The sequence below is a fragment of the Planococcus sp. YIM B11945 genome (assembly GCF_050864155.1).
In the GTDB taxonomy this organism is placed as follows: Bacteria; Bacillota; Bacilli; order Bacillales_A; family Planococcaceae; genus Planococcus.
The window spans coordinates 1-15,081 of record NZ_JBOZWR010000003.1 but is presented as its reverse complement, the minus strand read 5'-3'; the positions used below and the strand labels follow the sequence as shown (position 1 = coordinate 15,081).

Annotated in this window: 13 protein-coding genes; all 13 read left to right on the top strand. The window is 44.9% G+C overall.

Annotated elements, in window-relative coordinates:
• Positions 1–405 precede the first annotated feature (405 nt).
• The 13 genes from ACRRQV_RS04750 to recA all read left to right on the top strand — a co-directional run bounded on the left by ACRRQV_RS04750 (position 406) and on the right by recA (position 14,684).
• On the top strand, positions 406–1,134 hold the full coding sequence (locus ACRRQV_RS04750; protein WP_432528218.1) for a GntR family transcriptional regulator: 729 nt from the start codon (positions 406–408) through the stop codon (positions 1,132–1,134).
• Positions 1,135–1,181: 47 nt separating this feature from the next.
• Positions 1,182–2,252 carry a BMP family lipoprotein gene (locus tag ACRRQV_RS04745; protein WP_432528216.1) on the top strand — a complete coding sequence of 357 codons (1,071 nt, stop codon included), beginning with the start codon at positions 1,182–1,184 and terminating at the stop codon, positions 2,250–2,252.
• Between the two features lie 366 nt (positions 2,253–2,618).
• Positions 2,619–4,190, top strand: a complete 1,572-nt coding sequence (locus tag ACRRQV_RS04740; protein ID WP_432528214.1) for an ABC transporter ATP-binding protein — start codon at positions 2,619–2,621, stop codon at positions 4,188–4,190.
• Positions 4,180–5,226, top strand: coding sequence for an ABC transporter permease (locus ACRRQV_RS04735; protein ID WP_432528212.1), 1,047 nt, complete (start codon positions 4,180–4,182; stop codon positions 5,224–5,226). Before ACRRQV_RS04740 ends, ACRRQV_RS04735 begins: the two co-directional genes overlap by 11 nt.
• 1 nt (position 5,227) lies before the next feature.
• Positions 5,228–6,187: an ABC transporter permease gene (locus tag ACRRQV_RS04730; protein WP_432528210.1), complete on the top strand. Its 960-nt coding sequence runs from the start codon at positions 5,228–5,230 to the stop codon at positions 6,185–6,187.
• A 206-nt stretch (positions 6,188–6,393) separates the two neighbouring features.
• Positions 6,394–7,668, top strand: coding sequence for an EF-P 5-aminopentanol modification-associated protein YfmF (gene yfmF / locus ACRRQV_RS04725; protein WP_432528208.1), 1,275 nt, complete (start codon positions 6,394–6,396; stop codon positions 7,666–7,668).
• Positions 7,661–8,962: an EF-P 5-aminopentanol modification-associated protein YfmH gene (gene yfmH, locus ACRRQV_RS04720; protein ID WP_432528206.1), complete on the top strand. Its 1,302-nt coding sequence runs from the start codon at positions 7,661–7,663 to the stop codon at positions 8,960–8,962. The genes yfmF and yfmH overlap by 8 nt, the downstream gene beginning before the upstream one ends.
• Positions 8,959–9,678: an elongation factor P 5-aminopentanone reductase gene (gene ymfI, locus ACRRQV_RS04715; RefSeq protein WP_432528204.1), complete on the top strand. Its 720-nt coding sequence runs from the start codon at positions 8,959–8,961 to the stop codon at positions 9,676–9,678. The genes yfmH and ymfI overlap by 4 nt, the downstream gene beginning before the upstream one ends.
• A 111-nt stretch (positions 9,679–9,789) precedes the next feature.
• Entirely contained in the window at positions 9,790–10,587 is a 798-nt protein-coding gene (locus ACRRQV_RS04710) for a DUF3388 domain-containing protein (protein ID WP_432528202.1), read from the top strand.
• A gap of 58 nt (positions 10,588–10,645) precedes the next feature.
• Positions 10,646–11,509 (top strand): helix-turn-helix domain-containing protein, encoded by an 864-nt coding sequence (locus ACRRQV_RS04705; protein ID WP_432528200.1) that lies wholly within the window; start codon positions 10,646–10,648, stop codon positions 11,507–11,509.
• A gap of 50 nt (positions 11,510–11,559) precedes the next feature.
• Positions 11,560–12,138 carry a CDP-diacylglycerol--glycerol-3-phosphate 3-phosphatidyltransferase gene (gene pgsA, locus ACRRQV_RS04700; protein ID WP_432528198.1) on the top strand — a complete coding sequence of 193 codons (579 nt, stop codon included), beginning with the start codon at positions 11,560–11,562 and terminating at the stop codon, positions 12,136–12,138.
• A 62-nt stretch (positions 12,139–12,200) separates the two neighbouring features.
• Positions 12,201–13,454: a competence/damage-inducible protein A gene (locus ACRRQV_RS04695; RefSeq protein WP_432528196.1), complete on the top strand. Its 1,254-nt coding sequence runs from the start codon at positions 12,201–12,203 to the stop codon at positions 13,452–13,454.
• A 174-nt stretch (positions 13,455–13,628) separates the two neighbouring features.
• Positions 13,629–14,684: a recombinase RecA gene (gene recA / locus ACRRQV_RS04690; protein ID WP_432528194.1), complete on the top strand. Its 1,056-nt coding sequence runs from the start codon at positions 13,629–13,631 to the stop codon at positions 14,682–14,684.
• The last annotated feature ends 397 nt before the right edge of the window (positions 14,685–15,081 follow it).

The following is a 15,081-nucleotide window of genomic DNA, read 5'->3' as shown; positions in this document are numbered from 1 at the left end:
ATATAAGTTGAACTAAGGATTCGATTTGTTGATATTCCGCAAAACAGCTGCGAAGATATTGCGCAGAAGAAGTTTGGCTAATATCTTTGCGACGAGCTTGCACGTGAGCATTATTCTTTGCCCTTCCCAAAGCGTCCGAAGCGCTTACTACAAGTAAAACTCTTCATTTCGTTTTATAGAGGGAACCTCAAATTTATAATAATAATTCAGTGAACTAGGCAAAAGATAGCACATTGCCTAGTTTTTTTGTGTCAAAATATCACATTAATTAAATAGTATGTAATATTTATTCGCAAATTTCGACAAAAGGCTATTTATTTCGCCTAAAAATAGTGTTATAGTATTTTTGGTTAGTAGGAAAGTTTTACATCAGATGTCTGATCTCTGTCATTGGTGGTGAATCGTATGACAATAAAATCGGATCATCGTGCTTTGTACCTCCAAGTGATCGATCGAATGAAGCAAGATATTGCTGCCGGTGTCTACAAAGAAAAAGAGAAATTGCCATCGGAATTCGAATTAGCCAAAACACTGGGAGTCAGCCGCGCCACACTGCGTGAGGCGTTACGGTTGTTGGAAGAAGATAATATCATCGTCAGGCGGCATGGGGTAGGCACGTTTGTTAATCCGAAACCTGTTTTTTCTTCAGGCATCGAACAGTTGACAAGTGTATCTGATATGATCCGCCAAGCAGGAATGGAGCCCGGTGCAATCTATTTAAGCACGAGCGAATCCCTTTCTTCTGAAGAAGATATAAAACGCTTTCATTGCAAGGACGATGAGACTGTAATTACAATTGAACGGGTCAGAACTGCAAACGGAGAACCTGTCGTTTATTGCATCGACAAAGTTCCGTCTGCATTTTTACCGGAAAATTTTCTGGGAAGAAAAGAAAGCTCTATTTTTTCCGCTATAGAAGAAACTGGTGAAACGCGCATTTCATATGCGGTCACTTTCATTGATCCGGTAGGATATCATGAAGCTGCCTCGCCTATTTTGGAATGCGACCCGGAAACAGCGTTATTGGAATTAAAACAGCTCCACTATGATGAAGACGATCGAGTGGTGCTTTATTCAAAGAATTACTTTAGAGCTGATAAATTCAGCTTTCATGTGGTTCGAAAACGTGTGTGAAACTACTATTCCTGCTAATTTGAAAAAATACCATGGGGGTTATTACATTGACAAAACGTAAATTTGGTCTAGGTTTATCATTAATGCTGGCTGCAGGAACTATGCTTGCTGCATGCGGCAGCGATGAAGGTTCTTCTTCATCTACTGGCGGTTCAGAAGGCGGCGGAGAAAAAGAAGCTTTTTCTGTAGCAATGGTTACTGATGTCGGCGGCGTGGATGATAAATCGTTCAACCAATCTGCTTGGGAAGGATTGCAGCAGTTTGGTGAAGAAAATGGCCTGAAAAAAGGAGACGGCGGTTTTGATTACCTTCAGTCTAAGTCGGATGCTGATTACAACACCAACTTAAACAACTTGATTCGCCGCGACTTTGATGTCGTTTTTGGAATCGGTTTCTTGATGCAAGGTTCTGTTACAGAAATTGCTGAACAGCAAAAAGACGCTCAACTAGCGATTATCGATGCTGTCGTAGATGCTCCTAACGTAGCAAGCGTATTGTTTAAAGAGCAAGAAGGCGCATTTCTTGCAGGCGTTGCTGCAGCTTTGATGACCGAAACTGGCAAAATTGGATTTGTTGGCGGACAGGAAATTCCTGTAATCGAGCGCTTCGAAGCTGGTTTCCTTGAAGGTGTAGCTGCTGTTGATGATACGGTTGAAGTCGATGTTCAATATACAGGTGCTTTTGATAAAGCGGAATTAGGTAAATCTACAGCTAACCGTATGTACGAAGGCGGAGCGGATATTGTATTCCACGCTGCCGGCGGTACGGGGAATGGTGTATTCACAGAAGCAAAAGAACGCAAAGAAGCAGATCCAGATGCTAACATCTGGGTAATCGGCGTTGATGCTGACCAATACGACGAAGGCCAAGTTGGCGATGCTAACGTAACATTGACTTCTGTATTAAAAGGCGTTGACCAAGCGGTAATTGATATCTCGAACAAAGCAAAAGCTGGAGAATTCCCGGGCGGCGAAACGATTACTTACGGTTTAGCTGAAGACGGTGTTGGCCTTGCGGATTCACGTGGAGCAATCCCAGAAGACAAAATGGCTAAAATCGAAGAGTTCAAGAAAAAAATCGCTGATGGCGAAATTGTTGTTCCTGAAACTTTACAATAAGCTTTGAAGGTTCTGTCTTAAAGAGTCCGAGAAAGAGAAACTTCATTCAGTGGGGGTTCTTTATCCCCACTGAATGTTAGTTGATCGAATCGGGTTTTTACGGTCAGTTGATCTCCCACTTGAAAAAGTGGGAGTCTTATTGACCATTAAAACGGGATAAATTTAAAAATCGATCACTGCGGAGCTAAGCTTCCATGATAGATGTTTTCCTTTATTCGGTCATCATAAAGACCGGTTCAGCCGGTCTTTATGATTTTTTTTCGTCTATTAATGGAAAATTAATAGATGAAAGGCTTCTAGAAATAGAGGCTTTTCCTGTATTAATTAAATACAAATCAGTTACCAGTTTTCGAGGGAGTGAAAACAGTGGAATACGTAATCGAAATGCTCAATATCCGAAAAGAGTTTGGAACGTTTGTAGCCAATGACAACATCACGTTGCAGTTGAAAAAAGGCGAAATCCATGCGTTATTGGGTGAAAACGGAGCAGGGAAATCAACATTGATGAACGTTCTTTTTGGTTTATACCAACCAGAAGGCGGGGAAATTCGGGTTCATGGCAAAAAAGTGAACATCACGAATCCCAACGTAGCTAACGATTTGGGCATTGGGATGGTCCACCAACATTTTATGTTGGTTGAAAATTTCTCGGTAACCGAAAACATCATTTTAGGCAGTGAACCGACAAAGTTCGGCGTCACCAACAAAAAAGATGCTGCAAAAAAAGTGCAAGCGCTTTCTGAACAATACGGGTTAAATGTTGATCCCAATGCAATCATCGAAGACATTTCTGTCGGCATGCAGCAGCGGGTTGAAATTTTAAAAACCTTGTACAGAGGGGCAGATATTCTGATTTTTGATGAACCGACAGCTTCTTTGACGCCTCAAGAAATTATTGAGTTGATTCAAATTATGAAGCGGTTGATCGCTGAAGGCAAATCAATCATTTTGATTACGCACAAGTTAAAAGAAATTATGGACGTATCCGATCGTGTAACAGTTATCCGCAAAGGCCAAGGAATTGGCACTGTGACGACTTCTGAAACTAATCCGGATGAATTGGCAGCGCTGATGGTCGGGCGCCAAGTCGAGTTCAAAACGAATAAAGGCAAGGCTTTCCCGAAAGAAAATATTTTACTGGTTGAAAATTTGACGGTTGAAGATTACCGGGGCGTAGAAAAAGTGAAAAACCTAAGTTTGAACGTACGCCAAGGCGAAATTGTCGGCATTGCCGGTATTGACGGCAACGGGCAAACCGAATTGATCGAAGCTATTACTGGCCTACGGAAAGTAAAAAGCGGAAATATATCCATTCATGGCAAAAACATCACCAATTTAAAACCGCGCCAAGTAACAGAAGCGGGAGTCGGCCATATTCCACAAGATCGGCATAAGCACGGATTGGTATTGGATTTCCCAATCGGCCATAACATTTCGTTGCAGACCTACTACAAAGGGCCAATTTCGAAATCAGGCATTATTGATTACGATAAAATCGATAAAAAAGCGTTGGAAATTATTGAAGCATACGACGTCCGAACACAAGGGCCCCACACGCCGGCTCGCGCATTGTCAGGTGGGAACCAGCAAAAAGCGATTATCGGACGAGAAGTGGACCGCAATCCGGAATTGTTAATTGCCGCACTACCGACTCGCGGACTAGATGTGGGGGCAATTGAATTTATTCATAGCCGCTTGATCGAGCAGCGCGACAACGGCAAAGCGGTTTTGCTGATTTCGTTTGAACTGGATGAAGTAATGAACGTATCCGACCGGATTGCCGTAATCCATGATGGAGAAATTGTGGATGTTGTGCTTCCGGAAGAAACGACTGAACAGCAGCTTGGGTTGTTGATGGCTGGCCATCACATTCGCGAAAACAGCGGTTCAGCAGGAAATGGCAAGTCGAAGAGAGGTGAGGATCAGCATGTCGAATAGAGCAATAAATCTTCTGGTCCCCGTTGTTTCCGTTATTTTAGGATTGATTGTTGGAGCAATTATCATGCTTATCAGCGGATTCGATCCACTCGCAGGATACGGAGCTCTTTGGAACGGGATCTTTGGAGATATGTATACAATCGGAGAAACGCTTCGCCAAATTACGCCTTATATTTTGGCTGGGCTTGCGGTAGCATTCGCTTTCCGCTCTGGTCTCTTTAACATTGGAGTTGAAGGCCAATTGATCGTCGGTTGGTTTGCAGCGGCTTATGTTGGGGTTGCTGTCGAATTGCCGAAAATTATTCACTTGCCGCTGGCTATTTTAGCCGCTGCAGCAGCCGGTGCATTATGGGGATTTGTGCCAGGGCTTTTAAAAGCCAAGTTCCATGTTCACGAAGTTATCGTAACGATTATGATGAACTATATCGCACTACATACGACAAATGCACTTATTAAAACCGTTTCTGGCGGAGGAGACCGGACTGAACAAATCTTTGCAAGTGCTTCATTGCGCTCAGAGTTTTTTGAAAACATGACGGAATTCTCACGTCTCCATTTCGGGATTTTTATCGCCTTGATCATGGTCGCTGTAATGTGGTTTATTCTAGAAAAAACCACTCTTGGTTTTGAATTGAAAGCGGTTGGTTTTAACCAAAACGCTTCTGAGTACGCAGGGATGAGCGTCAATAAAAACGTCATCTTAGCAATGGTGATTTCTGGTGCATTTGCCGGTCTTGCCGGAGCGATGGAAGCGCTTGGAACATTCGAGTATGTATCTTCAAAAGGCGGATTTACCGGAATCGGTTTTGACGGAATTGCCGTAGCTCTTCTCGGCATGAACACGCCGCTTGGTGTTATTTTTGGAGCAACCTTATTCGGTTCGTTGAAATACGGCGCATTGAATATGCCAAATGCTGCCGGCATTCCAATCGAGATTGTGGAAATCGTTATTGCGGTCATCATTTTCTTCGTAGCTTCCGGATACATCATTCGTTTATTGCTGCTGCGTGCAGCCACTAAGAAGGAGGCGAAGTAATATGAGTTTCATGGAAGTTTTGTATTTCATCGTTCCTTCGGCGATATTTTATGCAGCTCCGCTGATTTTTGTTGCCATCGGCGGTGTGTTCTCTGAACGGTCTGGCGTTGTCAACATTGGACTTGAAGGCTTAATGGTCATCGGAGCTTTTGTCGGCATTCTGTTCAACTTAATGTTTGCCGATACGTTCGGAAACGCAACGCCTTGGGTAGCATTGATTGCGGCAATGGTCGCAGCTTTGCTTCTATCACTGCTTCACGCGGTAGCTTCGATTACCTTCCGCGCAGATCAAGTCGTCTCAGGTGTTGCCATCAACTTACTGGCAATCGCTTTATCATTGTATTTGGTACAAAAAATCTTCGATAAAGGCCAGACTGACTTTATTACAGAACGTTTCGGCCGTTACAACGTGCCATTCTTGGCAGATATTCCGGTTATCGGCCCGCTGTTCTTTAAATCGGTATACAACACATCGTTTTTGGCAATTGGCTTAGCGATTGTTGCTTGGTTTGTCATTTACAAAACGCCATTCGGTTTGCGCCTTCGTTCAGTGGGTGAACACCCGATGGCAGCCGATACAATGGGGATCAAAGTTTCAAGAATGCGTTATATCGCGGTCATGATTTCCGGCGGTTTGGCTGGAATCGGCGGTGCGATTTACGCGCAGACGATCACGGGCGATTTTGGCCACTCAACAATCAACGGGCAAGGGTTTATGGCGCTTGCTGCGATGATTTTTGGGAAATGGCATCCGCTTGGTGCAATGGGAGCCGCGCTTTTCTTCGGACTTGCGCAATCACTCAGCATCGCCGGCCCGTCTATACCGATCATCAAAGAAGTGCCTAGCGTCTTCTTGCTGATTCTTCCATATGTATTGACGATTTTAGCATTAGCCGGCTTTATTGGCCGTGCCAATGCGCCAAAAGCAAGTGGAAAACCGTATATTAAAGGTGAACGTTAATAGACTGAAAAGAGCCATCAATGTGATGGCTCTTTTTTATATGGATTTGCGGAATAGCATTCAAGAGAAAGACTCAAGCTATCATTTTATTACAGAAAAAAGAGTGCCATAATCCGTCTTACTAAACCACGTGGCTTCTACATTATTTGCAATTAGCAGAAAAGGTTCGGTATAGTTAGAACATGAACTATGAGAGGGGATTCAACATGTTTCAGACAATGAATATTGCGAAAGGCGTTAACGTGCACGTCAACGAAACGACTCAATTTAAAACGATCAACTTTTCGATTCGATTTAAAGACAAACTCACTAAGGAAAAAGCTTCAGCGCGCTCGATTTTAGCCAATGTGCTTCAGCACAGCAATGAAGTCTATCCTTCTCATACTGCACTACGCATGGTGCTCGATGACTTATACGGAACTTCTTTATATATGGATGCATCTAAAAGAGGCAATGAACACATCATCACGTTGAATGTGGAAACTGTAAACGACCAATATTTATCGGATAGCGGCGTTTTGGAAAAAGTTATGAACTTGATGTATATCGTGTTATTCAAGCCGAACTTTGAAGATGGCAAGTTTAAAGAAACGATTTTCAACCGTGAAAAAGAAGCCATCAAACAGCGCATTGAATCCATTTTTGATGAAAAAACGCGCTATGCCCAGCAGCGGATGCTTGAGCACGCTTTGCCGAACCACCCAGCATCCATCAACCCGAACGGAACGATTGACCTGGTTGAAGCGGTGACCAATGCTCAACTCGTTGAAGAATACCGCGCGATGCTCAATGAAAATGAAATTGAAATTTATGCAGTAGGGGATATTCAGCCGGAAATGATTGCCTCATACATCCGCGACTTTTTCCATTTCAGCGACCGCGAAAAACTGGTGGAAGCTCCTCCTTTGGAATTAAAAAAACCTGCTGAATCCCGAGTGGTTGAATTCGAAGACATGAAGCAAGGCAAGCTACATATGGCGTTTTACACGCCGATTACATTCCTTGATGAAAAATTCCCGACGATGCAATTGATGAACGGGGTTTTCGGCGGCTATGCCCATTCGAAACTTTTCGTTAATATCCGTGAAAAAGAAAGCATGGCTTATTACGTATCGAGTTCCTACGCATCGCAATTCGGATTGATGTTCGTTCTTGCCGGCATTGATGCCAATCTCGAAGAAAAAGCGGTGAAGCTGATTCTGGAGCAATTAGAAGAAGTGAAACAAGGCAATATTTCGGATACAGAAATAGACCAAACGAAAGCGCTGTTAACCAATCAATTAAAAGAAGCGCTTGATTCGGCAAGAGGGCAAATTGATATTTACGACCAGTATATGGACCTTTATGAATCATTCGACCCTGAAGATTTGATTGCAAAATGGAAAACCGTTACCAAAGAAGAAATTGCAGCAATTGCGCAAACCGTTTCTTTGGAAATGACCTACTTCCTATCCGGAAAAGAGGAGGATTCTAATGAATAAAGTTCAATTCGAGCAACTCGACGAAACCTTGTATCACGAAAAATTGCCAAACGGCCTGCAAGTCTACATCTTGCCGAAAAAAGGATTTTCAAAAACGTATGCAACATTTACGACCAAATACGGTTCGATCGACAATCACTTTGTCCCGCTTGGCGAAAAAGAACCGATCCAAGTGCCAGACGGCATCGCTCATTTTTTAGAGCATAAAATGTTTGAAAAAGAAGATGGTGACGTGTTTCAGCAGTTCAGCAAGCAAGGCGCATCTGCCAATGCATTTACATCATTTACGCGGACGGCTTATTTGTTTTCAGCGACCGGACAAATTAACGAAAACGTTGAAACGCTAATGGATTTTGTCCAAGAGCCTTATTTCACAGAAAAAACGGTCGAGAAGGAAAAAGGCATTATTGCACAAGAAATCACGATGTATGATGACCAGCCGGACTGGCGCCTGTATTTTGGAATGATTGAAAATCTGTACGAAAACCATCCCGTGAAAATCGACATTGCTGGAACTGTGGAATCCATTCAGGACATCACAGCGGAACATTTGTATACGTGCTACCATACGTTCTACCATCCTTCCAATATGGTGTTGTTCATTGTTGGCGCAGTGGAACCTGAGAGCATGATGAAGCTGGTGAAAGACAACCAAGCTGGCAAAACATTTGAAGAGCCGCAAGATATTATACGCATGTACCCTGAAGAACCAACGGAAGCGCATATTAAAGAACGGACGCTTGAGATGAGCGTCCAAAAACCTAAAGTATTCGTCGGAATCAAACCGGAACTGTTGGATTTATCAGGAGAGCAGATGCTGAAACATGAATTGGCTGCCCAATTAGCATTTGAATTGCTGTTCGGACGGACGTCTGATTTTTATCACCATGCCTATGAAAGCGGTTGGATTGATGAATCCTACTCGTTTGATTATTCATTGGAGAATGGCTTTGGCTATGCATTGATCGGATCCGATACACAAGAACCTAAAATTTTGGCAGATGAAATTCAGCACACGATCCAAAAAGCGATCGAAATGTGGCCATTTGGACAAGCGGACCTTGACCGTGTGCGCCGCAAAAAAATCGGCTTTTTCTTGCGGGCGCTTAATTCTCCAGAATATATCGCGAATCAGTTTACCCGGTATGCCTTTAATGACATGAATTTGTTCGACGTTGTTCCTGCTCTTGAAAATTTGGAAGTGCATGATTTGCAAGAAGCCTTTTATACCGTAAGCCAAGAAAGCCAACGTTCAGTCTTTACCATTTTGCCGCCGAAAAAAGACAGCGAGTGAAACAATTTGCGGTGATTTTGGGCGCTTCCGGCGAAATTGGCGAAAGCATTGCGCATGAATTGGCGAAATCGGGTTGGTCGCTTTATCTGCATTGGCATTCGACTCCCGTTGAGACGCTTGCTAAAACGTTGGAACAAGATTTCCCAAACCAAGAATTTATCTCGGTACAGGCAGACTTTTCGCAGCCAGACGGGGCGGAACTGTTGGCTCGGCAAATTTACGACGCTTCGTGTATTGTCGTCGCAAGCGGCCATTCTTTGTACAAAATGTTGATAGATACGACGGAAACAGAACTCGAAAAATTGTGGCAAGTCCACGTGAAAAATCCAGTTCAGGCCATTCGGCTCCTCGCGCCATTTTTCCATCGCCATTCAAGTTCCTACGTCGTGTTTATTTCTTCCATTTGGGGAGAAATAGGCGCTTCGATGGAAACGGCGTATTCGGCCGTTAAAGGTGCACAATTGGCATTTGTAAAAGCGTTCGCTAAAGAAATGGCAGCTTCTGGAACGCGTGTAAATGCGGTGGCTCCCGGGTTTATTCTCACGAAAATGAACGCCTCTTTCTCTGAAGAAGAGCTTTTAGCCATGGAGGAGGACATTCCGCTTGGGCTAGGCAAGCCGCAAGATGTGGCCAATGCAGTTGAGTTTTTGGTCAGCGGGAAAGCCGACTATATGACAGGGCAAACGCTAAGGATTAATGGCGGGTGGCATATGTAGAAATGAGGAAGTGCTTTGCTTCTTTAGTCCCCCTTTTCTTGACGCTGTAAATCAGCTATTATAATAGGTGGGAACTTGAGAGGAACTTCGAAATGAAAGGTCGGATGAGGAATGAGAGAATGGTATTTTGAATACGAAATTCAAGTGAACCGTCCGGGCCTATTAGGCGACGTGGCATCGCTTCTCGGCATGCTGCGCGTCAATATTGTGACGATCAATGGCGTAGATCAAGGGCGTCGCGGCATGCTTTTGCGCGCTGAACACGATGTCCAATTGGAACGTTTTGAACAAATCATCTCGACAATCGATACGATTGCCGTGACTAAATTCAGAGAACCGAAATTGCGGGATATTTTGGCTGTCAGGCATGGCCGCTATATTCAACGGGATGTGGATGATCGGAAGACATTCCGCTTTGTACGGGATGAATTGGGGCTGCTTGTCGACTTTATGGCGGAAATTTTCAAACAAGAAGGCCATAAACTGGTCGGATTGCGGGGAATGCCGCGGGTCGGGAAAACCGAATCCATTGTCGCGGCAAGCGTCAGCGCCAATAAAAAATGGATTTTCTTGTCTTCCACGATGATCAAGCAGACAGTGAGGAATTCGCTGATGGGCGATGAGCGAAGCGGCAACAATATTTTCATATTGGACGGCATCGTGACGCGCCGCGCTTCTGATGAACGCCATATGCAGCTTGTCCGTGAAATGATGCGCATGCCGACAATCAAAGTGGTGGAGCATCCCGATATGTTTATTCAGCAATCGGAATACAGCATCGAAGATTTTGATTACATCATTGAATTGCGCCATCACCCAGACGAGAAGATTACATATGAAGTTATGGAAAAAAATAATTTCATGAACGATGGAAACCAAGCAGACATGTTTGGCGGATTTAATTTTTAATCGGGAAAACGAGTGCAATGAAAAGCAGCAGAGTTAATTCAGAAGTAGGCAGGTGATTGTGTTGAGTGAGTTGGGAACTCGTTTAAAAGAAGCGAGAATCTCTAAAGGGTATAGCTTAGAAGATTTGCAGGATGTGACAAAAATCCAAAAGCGCTATTTATCAGGCATTGAAGAAGGCAATTTCAGTATGATGCCTGGGCCGTTTTATGTCCGCGCTTTTATCAAGCAGTATGCCGAAGCAGTCGGTGTCGATGCGGATGAATTATTGGAGCAGCATAAATCGGAAGTGCCAGTGGCAACGAAAGAAGACGTGAGGCCGACAATCGCACCGTCAACGCCTTCCCGCCGGCGCACCGTTTCAAGAAATTCCTCCAGTGGTCTTGGGGAAGTCATGCCAAAGGTGATTGTTGCTTTATTTATAATCGTCATTATTGGGGTTGTCATTTTCTTTTACAATAATCTTGCAACGAACGATCCTTTGGAAGACTCTACAGATGAAGGCGGAGTTCAATACGAAACGCCGACTGAAGAAGAAGCTCCGCCAGTTGAAGAACCGGGGGAAGAAGAACCAGCAGAAGAGCCGGTTGAAGAAGAACCGGAAGCAAGCCTTGAAGTAATAGGGACAGAAGGGGAAACAACGACTTTCTCTTACAGCGGACCGGCTTCAAGAGAATTGAAAATCGAAACTTCTGGAGCTTCATGGGTATCAGCCACCGATGAGAACCAAAAAGAATTGATGCAGCCAGCACGTACAATGCAAGCAAACGACAGTGAAACAATTGATGTTTCTGAAGTTTCGCAAGTACGCATCCGTATCGGCGCGAGCCCGAACGTGAAACTAACCGTTAACGGGGAACCGATTGAATATACGCTCGACCGCACTACGCAAAACATTGTGATTCAATTTGAAGACGCACAATAGCCATCTCGTGATGGCTATTTTTCTTGATAGGTGAAAGGGGTCAAATTTTTATGAACATACCAAATCGCATTACGATATCCCGAATTTTGCTGATCCCGATTTTTATGGTGATTATGCTTGTAGATTTTAATTGGGGCGACATGACGCTTTTCGGAGCAGAAATGCCAGTCCGCCATTTTGTGGGCGGCATGATTTTCCTTTTCGCTTCTCTTACCGATTGGGTGGACGGCTATTATGCCCGCAAATACAATTTGGTCACGACGTTTGGCAAGTTTTTGGATCCGTTGGCAGATAAATTGCTCGTATCCGCCGCTTTGATTATTTTGGTCGAACTTGGTTTTGCACCTTCGTGGGTGGTCATTTTGATCATCAGCCGCGAGTTCGCGGTAACCGGTTTGCGCCTCGTCCTAGCCGGCGAAGGGGAAGTAGTAGCTGCTGGCGGCCTTGGAAAAATAAAGACGACGGCACAAATCATCGCCATTATGGCTTTGTTGCTGCACAACATTCTATTTGAAGCGATTAACTTCCCATTCGCAGACATCATGCTCTACATTGCGTTAATCTTTACGATTTGGTCCGGATGGGATTACTTCTACGCGAACCGCAAAGGTCTATTGGCATCGAAATAAAGAAGTGACGCCTTAAAGTAAATTGATTTCCCGCAACGAGCGGGGTGGAGGAGTGGGCAAAGATGAATGCAGAAATCATAGCCGTAGGATCTGAATTGTTATTAGGGCAGATTACGAATTCCAATGCCCGGTTCTTATCAAGCCATTTGGCTGAGCTTGGCATCAATGTGTATTACCATACCGTGGTCGGAGACAATGCTGACCGGTTGAAAGACGCGATTGAAATTGCAGAAAGCCGAGCCGATCTCATCATCTTTACAGGCGGACTCGGACCGACGAAAGACGATTTAACAAAAGAAACCATTTCCCGGCATTTGGGCACGACGCTTGAAATGGACCAAGAAGCCCTGGTTTCGATTGTTGCGTTTTTTGAACGCGCCGGCCGGTTTATGACAGAAAACAATAAAAAACAAGCGCTCGTGTTGAAAGATAGCGAAGTGCTTGTTAACCATCACGGAATGGCACCGGGCATGCTTTATAAAAAAGGCGACCACCTGTTCATGCTGCTTCCGGGCCCGCCAAAAGAAATGGAGCCAATGTTCCAGTTTGAGGCAAAGCCGAAGCTGGCAAAAATTTTAAATCATGCAGATGTCATTTTGTCGCATGTTTTGCGTTTTTACGGCATCGGGGAAGCGGAACTTGAAGATCGCCTCCAAGACATTTTGGACAAGCAAACCAATCCGACGATTGCCCCGCTTGCGTCTGACGGTGAAGTGACATTGCGGATTACCGCTAAAACAAACACCGAAGAAGAAGCATGGCAATTGATCAACGGCGCGAAAGCGGAAATCTTAGACCGTGTCGGCGAATACTTATATGGCTATGACGACGATTCGCTCGCATCCAAAACAGTGGAATTGCTGAAAGAACAAGGCAAAACGATTTCGGCTGCCGAAAGCTTGACCGCGGGGCTGTTCCAATCCGAACTTGCTTCTGTAGCAGGAGCAAGTGCAGTCCTTACAGGCGGCATGATCGTCTACAACGAAGAAATGAAAATTCAGCATCTGGGCTTGGCCGCTGAGCTTTTAACCGAATACGGAGTAGTCAGCGAACAAACAGCCCTTGCAATGGCAGAGGCAGTGCGAAGCAAGTTCAATACCGACATCAGCGTCAGCTTGACTGGAGCTGCTGGGCCCGATGCCCATGGCGACCAGCCGGCGGGAACGGTGTGGATCGGCATCGCAACAGAAAATGAAACAGCTGCGTATCGCCTGCAATTGTCGGGCATGCGCAATACAAATCGATTGCGGGCAGTGAAATTGGCGTTGTCTTACGTAATCCGAACTCTTACAGAAGGAAATGCACGCAAAATTTAATTTTGCGTGCATTTTTTCGCCCAAATTCGGATTTTGCCACGATAAAAGCGGGTAAATATAATATATGAAAATAAAAAACCGAATAAACGTTCGCTTTTTTCTTGTGTATTTCTCAAAGACCTAGTATACTAGAGACAGGTAGAAAAATTGGTTTTAATTAGAGGAGGATTTCTTTTGAGCGATCGTAAAGCAGCGTTAGAAATGGCGTTAAAGGGAATAGAAAAGCAATTCGGTAAAGGTTCTGTCATGAAACTGGGAGAAAAAAGCGACCGAAATGTATCATCAGTATCAAGTGGTTCATTGGCGCTTGACTCTGCACTTGGAATAGGCGGATATCCGCGCGGCCGAGTAATTGAAGTGTACGGACCTGAAAGTTCAGGTAAAACAACAGTTTCTCTTCACGCAATTGCAGAAGTTCAGGCGATTGGCGGAACAGCTGCATTTATCGATGCAGAGCACGCATTGGATCCGTTATATGCAAAAGCTCTTGGCGTCAACATCGATGAATTGCTGTTGTCTCAGCCAGACACTGGCGAGCAGGCACTTGAAATCGCAGAAGCCCTTGTACGAAGCGGCGCAGTCGATATCGTCGTAGTCGATTCGGTGGCAGCTCTTGTGCCAAAAGCAGAAATCGAAGGCGAAATGGGAGACTCACACATGGGCTTACAAGCTCGTTTGATGTCTCAAGCTCTTCGTAAATTGTCTGGTGTCATCAACAAGTCAAACACGATTGTTATTTTCATCAACCAAATTCGTGAAAAAATCGGCGTTATGTTTGGCAACCCGGAAACCACTCCAGGTGGACGCGCATTGAAATTCTATTCTTCTGTCCGTTTAGAAGTTCGCCGTGCAGAAGCGTTGAAATCCGGTTCAGACATCATCGGTAACAGAACAAAGATTAAAATCGTGAAAAACAAGGTTGCGCCGCCATTCCGCACAGCTGAAGTTGATATCATGTACGGTAAAGGGATTTCGCGTGAAGGTGAAATCGTGGATATCGGTTCGGAATTGGAAATTATTCAAAAGAGTGGTTCTTGGTATTCTTACAACGAAGAACGCATTGGCCAAGGACGGGAAAATGTTAAGCAATTCCTAATCGCCAATCCGGAAATCCGCAACGAAATCGGAAACAAAATCCGTGAATCTTACGGCATGGCAGCTGCCAATTACACAATCGCAGCGCATAAAGAAGAGCCGGAAGATTTCGGTTTGCTAATTGACGAAGAATAAGACCGACCAAGCCGTTCAGCTGATGCTGAACGGCTTTTTGCTGTGAATGAATGGCTTTATGCCTGTTTGCCTTTCCCAAACCCCTGGCCGCCTGCGCTTTTCGTATTGTCCAGACTCCGGCGCCCAGCCCCTCGAGGTCGCTTCGGTAATGGCAGCTATGGCAAAAAGCGCCATAACCGCCAATCCCTTCAGCGCTTGTCGGGGCTAGACAGGCGCCTCCGCTTTTCTGTGTCCAGACTCCGGCGCCCAGCCCCTCGAGGTCGCTTCGGTAATGGGGGCTATGGCAAAAAGCGCCATAACCGCCAATCCCTTCAGCGCTTGTCGGGGCTAGACAGGCGCCTCCGCTTTTCTGTGTCCAGACTCCGGCGCCCAGCCCCTCGAGGTCGCTTCGGTAATT